The organism is Kitasatospora sp. NEAU-CNBT7 (assembly GCF_057220535.1).
This window is the reverse complement of sequence record NZ_JBXQQB010000018.1, coordinates 49010-61575: the sequence shown is the minus strand read 5'-3', so window position 1 is coordinate 61575 and position 12566 is coordinate 49010. Positions and strand designations below refer to the sequence as shown.

13 protein-coding genes are annotated in these 12566 nt (G+C 74.4%); 9 read left to right on the top strand and 4 right to left on the bottom strand.

The window, feature by feature from the left end:
* Positions 1 to 139: 139 nt before the first annotated feature.
* Entirely contained in the window at positions 140 to 763 is a 624-nt protein-coding gene (locus AC2TEW_RS22970; protein ID WP_484625214.1) for a TetR/AcrR family transcriptional regulator, read from the top strand.
* Here the strand turns inward: AC2TEW_RS22970 and AC2TEW_RS22965 are convergent.
* Positions 742 to 1455 carry a TIGR00266 family protein gene (locus tag AC2TEW_RS22965; RefSeq protein ID WP_484625213.1) on the bottom strand — a complete coding sequence of 238 codons (714 nt, stop codon included), beginning with the start codon at positions 1453 to 1455 and terminating at the stop codon, positions 742 to 744. The genes AC2TEW_RS22970 and AC2TEW_RS22965 overlap by 22 nt on opposite strands.
* Positions 1456 to 1688: 233 nt before the next feature.
* Between AC2TEW_RS22965 and AC2TEW_RS22960 the strand changes: the two genes are divergently transcribed.
* Positions 1689 to 1967: a hypothetical protein gene (locus tag AC2TEW_RS22960; protein ID WP_484625212.1), complete on the top strand. Its 279-nt coding sequence runs from the start codon at positions 1689 to 1691 to the stop codon at positions 1965 to 1967.
* A gap of 242 nt (positions 1968 to 2209) precedes the next feature.
* On the opposite strand, the gene AC2TEW_RS22955 is transcribed toward AC2TEW_RS22960, so the two are convergent.
* Positions 2210 to 3112, bottom strand: coding sequence for an ABC transporter substrate-binding protein (locus tag AC2TEW_RS22955; protein WP_484625211.1), 903 nt, complete (start codon positions 3110 to 3112; stop codon positions 2210 to 2212).
* Between the two features lie 502 nt (positions 3113 to 3614).
* Here AC2TEW_RS22955 and AC2TEW_RS22950 point away from each other — a divergent pair.
* From AC2TEW_RS22950 to AC2TEW_RS22930, 5 genes are all read left to right on the top strand, one after another.
* On the top strand, positions 3615 to 5678 hold the full coding sequence (locus tag AC2TEW_RS22950; RefSeq protein ID WP_484625210.1) for an ATP-binding SpoIIE family protein phosphatase: 2064 nt from the start codon (positions 3615 to 3617) through the stop codon (positions 5676 to 5678).
* A gap of 124 nt (positions 5679 to 5802) precedes the next feature.
* Positions 5803 to 6642 carry an alpha/beta fold hydrolase gene (locus AC2TEW_RS22945; RefSeq protein WP_484625209.1) on the top strand — a complete coding sequence of 280 codons (840 nt, stop codon included), beginning with the start codon at positions 5803 to 5805 and terminating at the stop codon, positions 6640 to 6642.
* Positions 6643 to 6694: 52 nt separating this feature from the next.
* The gene (locus AC2TEW_RS22940; protein ID WP_484625208.1) at positions 6695 to 7480 is read left to right on the top strand and encodes an alpha/beta fold hydrolase; all 786 of its coding nucleotides are present in this window, start codon (positions 6695 to 6697) and stop codon (positions 7478 to 7480) included.
* Positions 7481 to 7588: 108 nt separating this feature from the next.
* Positions 7589 to 7924 (top strand): CU044_2847 family protein, encoded by a 336-nt coding sequence (locus AC2TEW_RS22935; protein WP_484625207.1) that lies wholly within the window; start codon positions 7589 to 7591, stop codon positions 7922 to 7924.
* Positions 7911 to 9131, top strand: a complete 1221-nt coding sequence (locus tag AC2TEW_RS22930; RefSeq protein WP_484625206.1) for a trypsin-like serine peptidase — start codon at positions 7911 to 7913, stop codon at positions 9129 to 9131. The genes AC2TEW_RS22935 and AC2TEW_RS22930 overlap by 14 nt, the downstream gene beginning before the upstream one ends.
* Before the next feature lie 15 nt (positions 9132 to 9146).
* Here the strand turns inward: AC2TEW_RS22930 and AC2TEW_RS22925 are convergent, their stop codons facing one another.
* Together AC2TEW_RS22925 and AC2TEW_RS22920 are read right to left on the bottom strand one after the other, a co-directional pair.
* Entirely contained in the window at positions 9147 to 9602 is a 456-nt protein-coding gene (locus AC2TEW_RS22925; protein WP_484625205.1) for a nuclear transport factor 2 family protein, read from the bottom strand.
* Between the two features lie 42 nt (positions 9603 to 9644).
* Positions 9645 to 10538 (bottom strand): SDR family NAD(P)-dependent oxidoreductase, encoded by an 894-nt coding sequence (locus tag AC2TEW_RS22920; RefSeq protein WP_484625204.1) that lies wholly within the window; start codon positions 10536 to 10538, stop codon positions 9645 to 9647.
* Between the two features lie 353 nt (positions 10539 to 10891).
* On the opposite strand from AC2TEW_RS22920, the gene AC2TEW_RS22915 reads away from it, so the two are divergent.
* Positions 10892 to 11443, top strand: coding sequence for an EF-hand domain-containing protein (locus AC2TEW_RS22915; RefSeq protein ID WP_484625203.1), 552 nt, complete (start codon positions 10892 to 10894; stop codon positions 11441 to 11443).
* Positions 11444 to 11732: 289 nt separating this feature from the next.
* A complete protein-coding gene (locus tag AC2TEW_RS22910; protein WP_484625202.1) occupies positions 11733 to 12557 on the top strand; it encodes a methyltransferase domain-containing protein in 825 nt (274 codons plus the stop codon).
* The last annotated feature ends 9 nt before the right edge of the window (positions 12558 to 12566 follow it).

Sequence of the window (12566 nt, the reverse complement as noted above, 5' to 3'; positions counted from 1 at the left end):
TTTTGTTGTTTGGCTCCACAGCCTAGCTACCCATGCAGCCCACCGCCGCCCCCCCCCCCCCCCCCCCCCCCCCCCCCCCGCCCGGGCCGTCCGCCCGGACGGCCCGGGCGTGACCGCACCCCGGTGGAGGGAAGCCCTGATGACACGGATGCCGTCGGCCGAGCGCAGACGCCAGCTGACCGAGGCCGCGATCCGCGCGATGACCCGCGACGGGGTCCCGCGGACCACCACCAGGTCGATCGCCGCCGAGGCGGGCGTGTCGCTGAGCGTCTTCCACTACTGCTTCGACTCCAAGCAGGCCCTGCTCGAATCGGTGATCGAGGCGATCACCGAGCACTCGGTGGCGAGGGTCCGGGAGGCGATCCGCCCGCGCCCCGGCTCCCTGCGCGACACCGTCCGCGCCGGGTTCCAGGCCTACTGGGACCACGTCGCCGCGAGCCCCGGCGAGCACAACCTCACCTACGAACTCACCCAGTACGCACTGCGCCAGCCCGGCTTCGAGCACCTGGCGCGCCGCCAGTACGAGCTGTACTGCGCCACCTACGCCGAACTCCTCGAACAGCTGCGCGCCGCGACCGGCCTCCGGCTCGCCGTCCCGGTCCCGGTCCTGGCCCGCTACCTGGCCGCCATGACGGACGGTCTGACGCTGAACTACCTGGTGCTCGGCGACCCGGCGGGCGCCGCGGAGATCCTGGACCTGGTCGCCGACCACGTGGCAGCACTGATCCGGCCGCCCGCCGCTCAGCCGCCGTCCGACACCTGAACGCCCTCGGCGTCGGGCTTCGGCAGCGACTCCTGGACGAACGACACCAGCGCCTTCGGGTTGCGGGTCTGCAGGAACACCCGTCCGGGACCGGTGAAGTCGCAGACCAGGAACTGGCCGGTCTTCAGCGAGCGGATGGTGCGCCCGGCCGCGAGCCGGCGGACCGCCAGCGTGGTGCTGCTGTCGTAGGCGACGATGTGCCCGGTGGCGACGGTGACCTGCTCGCCGGGCGCCAGCACGAGGGCGTCCAGCGCGCCGTAGCACCCGAGCACGGCGCTGCCGGCGCCGTCCATCCGCAGCGTGAAACCGCCCTCGCCGCCGAACAGGTTCTGCATGCCCGCCCACTTGGTCTGCGGCTCCACCCCGGGCGAGCACCCCAGCCAGCTGCCCTGGGTGACCTGCAGCGGCTGGTCCGGGGTGACGTCCACGGCCACCACGTCACCCGGGAGCCGGTGCGCCAGGTCGACCCAGCAGCCCTCGCCCTGCGCCGTGAAGTGGCTGAGGAACAGCGAGCTGCCGCCGACCGCGGCGCGCTTGAGACCCGCCAGGATCCCGCCGCTCGACTTCGCGTCCACCTCGATGCCCGCACTGCACGCGTACATCGACCCGGACTGCGCCGTGAGCGTCTCGCCGGGCGCCAGTGAGCAGCGGGCCACCGCGAATCCGGGGTGGTGACGGGTGTCGGTCCGCATGGCGTCCTCCGGTGCTCGTCACTGCTGGTCGCCGCCGGCGGCGCCGGACGGGCGGCTCGCCGCGCTCCGGGGGCCGCACGGGCGCGGGCGGGACCCGCCCGTCCATGCTTCCACCGCCTCCGGCTCCCGGCATCCCCGCCGGGCTGGCCCGGGGCCGGTGCGGGGGAGCCGGGCGGGACCCGGACGGGTGCGGGCGATGGCGACGGGGGCCGGGCGCGGCCAAGGTGGTTCGTATGACAACGAGACTTGGGCGTGCTGACCGTGACCGCCTCGCCGCCGCCGTCCTGCACCCGCCCGGGGGTGCCGGCCGCAAGGCGCCGGCCGCGCGGGTGGACGAGCTCCTGCTGGAGGCGGCCATCGCGCTGCTCGGCCAGTACGCGGCGGCGGCCGCCGACGAACCGATCGGGCGGGCGGCCGCCACCGTCGCCGGCCGGCTCCAGCTGTGCGTGCCGATGACCGCGCTGGTGGTGGACGTCAACGAACCCGACCCGCCCGACCTCGCCCTGCACTGACGCAAGCGGAACCGACACACGCGGCGCCGACGCAGACGGCACCGACGCCGGCGCCCGCGGCGGAAGGCGACCGGCGCGCGGGCGTGTCGCGCCGGGCTCCGGGCGGGCGGGGCGTACCGTGAGGGGGCGAGGTCGGGGACGGCAGCGGCCGTCCCCCTCGCCCTGGTCCCCGGGCCCGGCCGCGTCCCCCCGACGGCCGGGCCCGGATCGTTGGGTGCCGGGCCTCTCCCGGCCCGGGACGGTCAGCTGCCGCCGTTGACGACCGAGTTCTGCACCGCGCCCGCGGTCAGCTGGCGCTTCGCCAGGATCGCGTCGTAGGTGCCGTTCACCACGAGGGTGTTGACCGCCTTGGTCAGGACGTCGCGCAGCTGGGTGTCGCTCTTGCGGACGGCGATCCCGTAGGGCCGGGGCTGGAGCTGCGCCCCGGCGACCTCGTAGCTCTGCCCGCCGTCGACGGTCTGGGCGTTGTAGAGCGCCTTCGGGTAGTCGGTGAGGTAGGCGTCGGCGCGGCCGGCGTGGAGACTGGCCAGGGCGTCCGCGTCGGCGTCGGTCTGCTGGACCTTCAGCGGCTTGCCGAGGTGCTCGCAGGCCTTCTGCTGCCGGGCGGCGAGGTCGTCGTGGATGGTGCCCTTCTTGACCGCCACGGACTTCCCGCAGATGTCGTCGAGGCCGGCGATCCGCTGCGGGTTGCCCTTGGCGACGACGATGCCGATCCCGGCCATGAAGTAGTCGACGAAGTCGACACCCTCGTTGACCTGCTTGTTGTTCTTGTCGACGCCCTGCTGGCGCTCGCGGGTGTCGGTGATGCCGGAGAGCCCGATGTCGTACTTCTTGTCCAGCAGCCCGGGCAGCACGTTGGCGAAGGGGCCGACGTCCTGGAACTCGAACTTGACGCCCAGCGACTTCTCCAGGGCGGCGGCGACGTCCGGGTCCAGGCCGTCCGCCACGCCCTGGGCGTTCTTGAAGATCACCGGTGCCGCGGTGAACGACCCGCCCACCCGGATCACGCCGGCCTTGCGGATCGCCTCGGGCAGCCGGTCGTGGAGCGAGTCCTGGCCGCCGCCGGTACCGCAGGCGCCGAGCAGGAGGGCGCCGGTGGTGGCCGCGGCGACGGCGGCGCAGTGGCGGCTGGTGGAGCGGGTCATCTTCGGTACTCCCGGATGGTCGACGCACTGTTCGGGAGTTCGGGACATGGCGGCAGGGCGTGCCGACAGCACCCCACCGGCCCCGTTCCGGTGAGACAGCGACCCGCCCGCGACCGCGGCCCAGGGGGAGGCTGATGAGACTATAACGACCGGTTCATGTCACCCTGCACCCGGGGGATCCGCAGGTCGCGGGCCCTCCGGCCGAGCCGCACAACGTGCCACCGTACGCGCCGAGTTCGGCGGTCCGGGGGCCCGCGGACCGGGCGGCGGGCCGGTTGAGCGGGCATCGGCTCCGCCGCCGCCCGGACCGGGGCTCCCCGGCGCTCGCCTGATCGGCCCAGCCGGATCGCCGCGCCCCGGGCGCGGGCCCAGGCTGGGGCCACGGGCGGGCGGCCCCGCCGCGCCCGCGCCCCGGGTGCCCGGGGACGAGTCGCACCACCCGTCCCGACGAGAGCGGAGCACCGTGAGCCCCCACCCGCACCCCGTCCCCGGACCGGGTGGTGTGGACGCCGCAGTCCTCGACGCGCTGTTCACCCAGTCGCCGGTCGGCCTGCACGTCCTCGACCCCCGGCTGCGGCTGGTACGGGTCAACACCGCCGCGTACCGGATCAACGACTTCCGCATCCACGAGATGCTCGGCCGACCGCTCTGGGACATCCTCACCGCCTTCCAGGTCCCCTCCCCGGACGAGGTCGAGGCACTGGCCCGCGAGATCCTGGAGACCGGCACCCCCGTCCTCGACCTGCGCCTGCACATCGCCGGCCCCGACCCCGCCGTCGAGGCCGTGGTGTCCGTCTCCGGATTCCGGCTCGAGGGCAGCGACGGCACGGTGCTCGGCCTGGCCACCTCGCTCACCGACATCACCGAACGCACCCGCGCCGAGGAGCGCCTGCGCCTGCTGGAGAAGGCCGCGGGCACGGTCGGGACGACGCTCGACATCTTCCGCACGGCGCAGGAACTGTGCGACCTCGCGCTCCCCGGCCTCGCGGACAGCGCCGCCGTGGACGTCCTCGACCTCGTCCTGCGCGGGGACGCGGCACCGGCCGGCGCCTGCCGCGGCAACGCCACCATGCGCCGCGCGGGCTTCCGCACGGTGGCCGCCCACCACCGCGAGGGCGTGCCCCGGGTCGGCGAGGTCGACACCTACCCCGACGGCACCCCGCACTCGGACGTCCTCACCGGCCTGCGTCCCCGGCTGATCCGGCGGATGGGGCCCCGCACCCACTGGCTCGACCCCGCCCGCCCGCGCGACGCCCGGCTGCTCGCGGCCGGCGTCCACTCGATGATGGTCGTCCCGCTGCGCGCCCGCCGCGTCGTCCTCGGCCTGGTCAGCTTCTACCGCTGGCACAACCAGGTCCCGTTCGGCCGCGCCGACCTGGCCGTCGCCGAACTGCTCGCCTCCAGGGCCGCCCTGTCCGTCGACAACGCCCGCCTCTACCAGCGCGAACACTCCGCCGCCCGGATCCTGCGCGCCCACCCGCACCGGCCCCCGGAGCTCACCGGAGCCGCCGCCGACACCGCCGGCGCCTACCTCCCGGCAGCGTTCGGCGGCGCCTTCGTCGACGTCATCCCGCTCTCCGGCGCCAGGGTCGCCCTGGTCGCCGGCGACACCACCGGGCGGAAGTCCTCCGACGCCGCCCAGGCCATGGGCGAACTGCGCGCCGCCCTCGCCGCCCTGTCCGACCTCGACCTCGCCCCCGACGAGATCCTCCACCGGCTCCACGACCTGGCCAACGGCCCCGAACACGACCCAGAACCGGGCGGCGTCCGCCCCGCCTTCGACACCCCCGCGACCGCCACCTGCCTCTACCTCATCTACGACCCCGTCACCCGGCTGTGCACCATGGCCAACGCCGGCCACAGCCTCCCGGTCCTCGCCCACGCGAGCGGCGCGACCGAACACCTGGAGATGCCCCGGGGACCGGCCCTCGGCCGCGGCATCGCCCACTACCCGCTCGCCGAACGCGTCCTGCCCGAAGGCGCCACCCTGCTCCTGCACACCACCGCCCTGCTCCCCGCCGACGGCCCCGCCCACCGCCTCCCGCTCGACCTGCTGCCCCCCATCCCGGCCGGTCCCACCCCGCCGCTGCAGGAGATCTGCGACGCCGTCCTCGCCGCCATCGCCCCGGCCCGCCCCCGGCGCGACGCCGCCCTGCTGCTCGCGCGCACCCACCAGCTCGACCGCCGCCACACCGTGTCCTGGACCCTCGACAACCGGCCGCAGGTCGTCTCCGAAGCACGGAAGCTGATCCGCGACCAGCTGGCGGCCTGGTCCCTCGACACCCTCGCCGACACCACCCAGCTGATCGCCAGCGAGCTGATCACCAACGCCGTCCGCTACGCCGACGGCCCGATCGACCTGCGCCTGATCCGCGACCACGCGCTGATCTGCGAGGTCACCGACGACAGCAGCACCGCCCCCCAGCTGCGCCGCGCGCTCGACAGCGACGAGCACGGACGCGGCCTGTTCATCACCGCCCAGCTCACCGACCGCTGGGGCGTGCGCCCGACCGGCCGGGGGAAGACCATCTGGGCCGAACAGCCGCTGGAGGCGGACGACGCCTGACACCTGCCGGCCGGGCCGTCCCGGGCCCGTCACCCGGGCGGTCGGCGCGGCTCGCCCCGCCCCCGGCGCTCCGAGAGGCTGGGATCTCCCGCTGTTCCCGCCCCTCCCCAGGAGACCCAGCACCATGGCCATGACCCCGCCCGTCCGCCCCCGCCGCCCGTGGGTGGCCGCCGCCGCCCTGCTCGCCGCCACCGCCCTCACCACCGCGCTCACCGCCGCCACGCCCGCCGGAGCCGCGGACCGGCACCCGGAAGGGCCGAAGCCGACCGTGGTGCTGGTGCACGGGGCGTTCGCCGACGCCTCCGGCTGGAACGGCGTCGTGGAGCGGCTGCAGTGCGCCGGCTACCGCGTGGTCGCCCCCGCCAACCCGCTGCGCGGTCTCGCCCAGGACTCCACGTACATCGCGAGCGTGCTGGCGAGCATCGACGGGCCGATCGTGCTCGCCGGGCACTCCTACGGCGGCGCCGTGATCAGCACCGCCGCCGCCGGGAACCCCGCCGTCAAGGCGCTCGTCTACATCGCCGCGCTGGTCCCCGACACCGGCGAGGTGATCGGCGAACTGGCCGCCCGATTCCCGGACACCGAACTCGGGCCGGCCCTGCAGCCGGTGCCGTTCAGCAACGCGGACGGCACCTCGGGCACCGACCTGTACATCAAGCCCGACAAGTTCCGCCAGGTCTTCGCCGCCGACCTGCCGGAGAACACCACCTCGGTGATGGCCGCGACCCAGCGCCCCATCAGCGCCTCGGCGTTTGCCGACACCGCCACCGCGGCGGCCTGGCACACGATTCCCTCCTGGGCGCTGGTGGCCCGCCAGGACAAGGCGCTGGGCGCCCAGCTGGAACGCTTCGAGGCCGAGCGCGCCCACTCCACGACCGTCGAGATCGACTCCTCCCACGTCGCGATGGTCTCCCACCCGGAGGTCGTCACCGATCTCATCCTGGACGCCGCCCACACCCACTGAGCGGCACCTCAATGCGGTGGCGCCCACCGCTGCGACCTGCGACCATCTGCGGATGATCACTCTCGCCGACGACCTCGGCCACCTCTCGTACACCGTCGCCGGTGAGGGCCCGCCCCTCGTCCTCGTGCACGCCGGCGTCGCCGACCACCGGATGTGGGACGGTGTGGTGCCCGCCCTCGCCGAGCACCACACCGTCATCCGCTACGACCTGCGCGGCTTCGGCGAATCCGCGCCCCCGACCGGCCCGTTCCGGGAGACCGACGACCTCGGCCGACTGCTGGACCATCTCGGCCACCGGCAGGTCCGGCTGGTCGGCGCCTCCTGGGGCGGCCGGGTGGCCGCCGACTTCACGCTCGCCCACCCGGACCGGGTGCGGTCCCTCGCGCTGCTCGCCCCGCCGTGGCCCGGCTACGACTGGTCGGCCGGGATGATCGCGTACGACGAGGCCGAGACGGCGGCCCTGGCCGCGGGCGACCTCGATGCCGCGGTCCGGGTGAACCTGGACATGTGGCTGCGCGGCCCGGCCCGCGGCTGGGCGGACGTCGCCCCCGGGCTGGCCGAGCAACTCCGGGACCCGGTACGGACCTCGCTGGTCAACCAGGACACCGTCGGCGCGCACTCCCAGGGCGGCCCGCGCGGCGACCTCGCGGCGATCGACGTCCCCACGCTGGTCGGGATCGGAGGCCTCGACGTCCCCGACTTCCAGGACATCGCCCGCCGCTACGCCGCCGCGATCCCCGGCGCCGAGCTGGTCGAGTTCCCCACGGCGGCCCACCTCATCGCGCTGGACGCGCCCGCCGAACTCCTCGCGGCGCTCGTCCCGTTCCTCGGCCGCTGAGCCCGCCGGCTGCCCGCGCCGTCGACCGGCCGCTGCCGGCGAACGCCTGACGGTTCGTCGGCAACTGCCCTAGGGTGGCGGCACGTTGCGCAGAGTGAGGGTGGGGCGATGGCGCGAAAGCTGCTCGAGGTGCCGGTCGAAGGCGGCCGGGCCGTGGTGTTCGAGGTCGAGCAGGCGGACCTCTCGGAGGACCTCCGGCTCGCCTCCGAGGGGGAGGCCGGGCTGACCGTACGGGCCCGGGAGAGCCTGGTGTCCGCCCTGGACACGCTCCGCCCGGCGGTGGCCGACATCCGGCGCTCGCTGTCGGCGGCCTCCCCGGACGCGGTGGAGATCGAGTTCGGCATCAAGGTCGGCGGCGAGAGCGGCGTGATCTTCGCCAAGGGCACGGCCGAGGCCAACATCGTGGTCCGGATGTCCTGGGACAGGTCCGGTGGCGGCGAGTAGGCGCGAGCAGTTCATCGTCCGGATCGGGCGAACGACGGGTGAGAGCCCCGCCGGGGTCGGCTTCCTGGTCGGCCGACGGCAGATCCTCACCTGCGCCCACGTGGTGAACACCGCCCTCGGCCGGCCCCAGCGGGCGCAGGAACGGCCGTCGGCCGACCAGCCCGTCCCGGTGACGTTCCCGCTGCTGGACGACGCCGGCGGGGCGCGGCCCGGCGCGCGCGTCGTCTCCTGGTCACCGCCCCCGGAGAAGGGCCTGATCGGGGCCGACGTGGCGGGTCTGCTGCTGGACGGCGACCCGCCGCCCGGCAGCGCCCGCGCGCAGTGGTTCCGCGGCGAACCACGCGATCAGGCCGTCTCGCTGTACGGATTCCCGGGCAGCCCGCCCCGCAGGGAGCACGGCGCCTGGGCCACGGCGAGGCTGCGCGGACGGGTCGGGATGGGCGCCCTCCAGATCGACCGGGCGGCCGAGTCCGCGCTGCGCACCCAGCCCGGCTACAGCGGCGGGCCGGTCCTCGTCGACGGCGGTCCCGGCCGCGGGGACACGGTCGCCGGGATGCTGGTCGTCGCCAGCAGCGACGACGAGGCCGGGGACGCCTACGCGACCTCCGTCCACCACCTCTCCGCCTGCTGGCCGCAGGCCTACGCGCTGTCCTCCCACCCGGGCGCGAGCGACGCCGCCGCGCGGCTGTTCAGGGACGCGCTGAGCGCGATCCTGGCCGACGCGGCGGCCGACTGCCGGCTGTCCCTGCCGCACGACCTCGAGTACTCGATGATGAGGGCCGAGTACCGGCGCGCCCTGGAACTCCGCTCGCTCGACGGGCTGCTGGCCGTCTGGGGGCGGGCCGGGATCCTCCGGACCGGCTCGCTGATGGCGTTCGGCCCGCACGACCTGGTGGTCCGGATCCGTAGCGCGCGGCCGCTGCGCACGATCCCGTACGCCGAACTGCCGGAGTACCGGGTCGTCCGGTACACCGTGGCGAACCGGCGCGGCGGGGAGATGGACTACGGCGTCCTGTTCACCCGCGGCGGCGACCGTTTCAACTGCGTCCCGGGCTTCGGCCCCACCGGACTCGGCGGGGCCGGGACCCGCCAGCCGATGGCCCGGACCCTGGCCCGGGTCACCGCCCTCGTCCTGGGCGAAAGGCAACCGACCGGTGACGGGCCGACCCCGCTGCACCGGGAGTACCTGGAGCAGTTCTTCCGCTAGCCACCCCTTCGGGGCTCAGCTCCGTGCCATCGTGGGGAGGAGCTGCTTCCAGGCGAGTTCGCCGCCGGCGGCCTCCATCACCGCCCACGGGTTCCAGAAGTCGCGGAAGAGGGCGATCCGGCCCCGCTCGTAGCGCACCACCGACAGGTAGGTCTGCCGGTAGTGGCCGCCGGTGGCGATCAGGGTGCACTCGCCGGTGAAGGCCGCGACCAGCAGGCCGGCGTCGCCGTCCTGGGTGGCGGCGTAGAAGTCGGGTTCGGAGAAGGTGACCTTCAGCTGCTCGCGGAAGACGGTCATCTGGGCGAGGAGTGCCGCCCGGCCCTGGAACCGGGTGGGGAGTCCCCAGGCGGGGTACGGGAATTCGAGCACGCCGTCCTCGGTGAAGCCGTCGACCCACTCCTCGATCCTGCCGTCCGACAGCAGGTCCAGGCCGTACCTGAACAGGTCCTCGAGTGCCTGGGGCGTGGTCATGCGGGTCCCTCTCCGGTGGATGGTCGGGCGGGTGGGCGGTGGTCAGCGGGTGGCGGTACCGGTGGTGACGATGCGGCCGAGGATCCGGTCGATCGCCCGGTCGGGCAGCAGCCTGGCCAGCACCCGGCTGCCGGTTGCGTCCCGGCCGACGCCGTAGCGGGTCCTCGGGCGCTCGGCGACCAGGGCGCGGAAGACCACCCGGGCGACGTCGTCGGCGGTCGTGCGGCTGGTCCGGGCCTGGGCCGCGTTGGCCGCCATGAACTGCGGGAACGTGTCCTGGTAGAGCGCCCGGACGGCCTCGGGGGCGCTGTCCAGCGCCAGGGCGCCCGCCTCGTGCATCTTGTCCCAGATCGGCGTCAGGACGGCGCCCGGCTGGACCACCGAGACCGCGATCCGCTGCGGGGCGAGCTCGCGCCGCAGCGCGTCGCTGAGCGCCTCCTTGGCGAACTGGGCGGCGGCGTAGGCACCGAGGTAGGGGATCGCGACGTTCCCGAGGCCGGAGGTCACATTGACGATCCGTCCGGTACCGGCCCGCAGCAGCGGCAGGAAGCCCTGGACCACCAGCAGCTGGCCCGTGACGTTGGTCTCCAGCTGGCGGCGCAGGAGTTCGCCCGGCACGCACTCGAGGGGGGCCGTGACGGCGATGCCCGCGTTGTTGACCAGCCCCCACAGCCCGGATCCGCCGAGGAGTCCGGCGACCTCGTCCGCGGCGGACCGGACCGACTTCTCCTCCGTCACGTCGACCACCAGCGGGGTCAGCCGTCCGGGCGCGGCCTCGCGCAGCCGTTCCCCGTCCTCGGGGCGGCGGACCCCGGCCAGGACGTGGAACCCGACCCGCGCCAGGTGGAGCGCGCAGGCCCGGCCCAGGCCCGAGGAGGTGCCGGTGACGACCACGGCGCGGCCCTGCGGTCGTACGGGACCCGACGACTTGGACACGTGAATCCTCCGGGTTCGGGGCGGTGCGGGGCGGCGTGGGGCGGTGCGGTGGACAGGGCGCCCGCCGTGTGCCGCCGGCGGGCCGGTGTGCCCGCTCCGCGCGGGCGGGTCCCGTCGGACGGTGGGCAGCCCGGGTCGTCCGTCCACGGCCGGTTCGGCCGGTCCCACCCTAGGGGGTGCCGGGGGGAAGATCCGGGACGCTCGGGCCGGGAGCCGGTCGGGCGCGTCCGTGACCCGGCGGGCCTCACTCGATGGGGTGAACGGCGCGGCCCGCCCGGCATGGCGGATAGTGCACTAACGATCGGCTGGCCATGGTTGCGGGCAGGTACCCCCTTCGTCCCCGAGGAGGAGACATGGCAACAGCCACCCAGGACGTCATCACCGTCAAACTCGAGCGCACGTTCCAGACCATGGACGCCAACAACGACGGCTACGTGGACTGGTCGGACTACCAGAAGCTCGCCGACCGCTACATCCAGGCCTACAAGCTCGGCAAGGACGACCGCCGGGCCAGGGCCCTGCAGACCTTCTGCCAGATCTACTGGCTGGAACTGCTGCGCCACGCCGGTGCGGACACGGACCGGCTCACCAAGGACCAGTTCGTGATGGCCAACCGCCTCGCGTCCATCGACACCAGCCGGCTCAACATGGCCGACGGCGCCGGCCACGTCATCTTCGACGTGATCGACGTCGACGGCGACAACGAGATCAGCAAGGACGAGTTCAAGCGCTTCCTGCGGGACGTGTGGCGGACCGAGGCGCCCGACTCCATGGACGTCTTCATGAAGCTGGACACCGACGGCGACGGCGCGATCTCGCGCCAGGAGTTCATCCGCGCGGTGCGTGAGCACTTCCTCTCGAACAACCCGGACGCACCGGGCAGCCTGTTCTTCGGGCACGTCTGAGCGGACCCGCGCGAGCGGACACCGCGGGGGCGTGACAGGACGTCACCCCGCGCCGCCGTCGGGGGCGTGCAGCGGGGGTGACCTGTCCCGCGACCGTACGTCCGCCCCGCCGGGAGCACCCGCCCGGAGCACCCGCCCGCCGGTGACGGCACCCCCGTCCCGGCGGGCGGGTGACCCCCGGGCCCCCGGCTTCCCGGCCCCCGGCACCCCGGCTTCCCCACCACCCACGTGTTCCCCGTCCCCGCACCCCTGCCGTGGGCGGCTCGACCCCACCGCGAAAGGCCATCCGATGCTGACGCAGCACCCCCACACCTCCGGCGACGTGGGGACCTTCTACAACCGCCACACGGATGTGTACGACAGTGCGCTCGGCGGCAACATCCACGTCGGCTACTGGGACGACGAGGCCGACGCCAGCCCCATGCGCGAGGCGACCGACCGGCTGACGGACCTGGTCACCGACCGCCTCGCCCCGGCCGAGGGGCAGCACCTGCTCGACGTGGGGTGCGGCCACGGCAGCACCGCGGCCCGGATCATCGCGCACCACGCCGTGGAGATCACCGGCGTCAGCGTCAGCGACTACCAGGTCGACCTGGCCAACAGCCGTCCGCAGCCGCTGGACCTCCCCGGCCGCGCCTCCTTCCGGCTGGCCGACGCCATGGAACTCCCCTTCCCCGACGAGACCTTCGACGGCGCCTACGCCATCGAGTCCCTGATGCACATGAAGGACAAGGCCGCGGCCCTCGGCCACCTCGCGCGGGTCCTGCGCCCCGGCGGCCGCCTCGTCATCGCCGAGCACCACCTCGACGGTGACCTCGACCTCCCCGACGTGGCCCGGATGGCCGACGCGCAGGCGTTCTTCAAGTTCGCGCTGACCGGCGACCTCTACCGGCGGCTGCTGCGGGAGGCCGGGCTGAAGGTGGTGGACCACACCGACATCACCGAGAACGTCCGGCGCTCCTACGACAGCATGACCGACGCCTGGCGGGAGGCCGCCCGTACCGATCCCGACCGCAGGGCGGCGGGCGAGTGGCAGACGGCGGCCGACCTGGGCGCGTGGTGCTTCGCCGTTCCCCAGCTCCGCTACGGCCTGCTGACCGCCGTCCGCCCCTGAGTCCCGCCC